This is a genomic window from Tritonibacter sp. SIMBA_163 (genome assembly GCF_046535935.1).
GTDB lineage: Bacteria > Pseudomonadota > Alphaproteobacteria > Rhodobacterales > Rhodobacteraceae > Epibacterium > Epibacterium scottomollicae.
Genome location: NZ_JAWJBP010000810.1, coordinates 1 through 256, shown reverse-complemented (window position 1 = coordinate 256; position 256 = coordinate 1). Strand labels below are relative to the sequence as shown.

Below are 256 nucleotides of genomic sequence, written 5' to 3'. Positions count from 1 at the left end.
CACCAAGGCGCACCGCCGACGTCGTCTCGGTCGGCTTCAACCGCCTGCTGACACTGGGCCGCAAGGAGTTCAAGCGGCTGGAGAAGGCCGACCCGGAGATCGGCCGGCTGATCCGCGAAGCCGGCGAGGCGCGCCTGCCGGGCGCCGATGCAACCGGCGTCGAGACGTCTGACCCCCAACCGGCGAACGCCTGATCCTTTTGGACAGACGGGTCCTGTGACGGGCATCACCGCCATCCGCGCCCGATCCGCACGAG

The 256-nt window shown here is 69.9% G+C and carries 1 protein-coding gene; it reads left to right on the top strand.

Annotated elements, in window-relative coordinates; translation table 11 throughout:
- A partial coding sequence (locus tag R0J92_RS24565; protein WP_411053606.1) for a hypothetical protein occupies nucleotides 1–194 on the top strand: 194 nt, incomplete at its 5' end.
- Nucleotides 195–256: the final 62 nt, after the last annotated feature.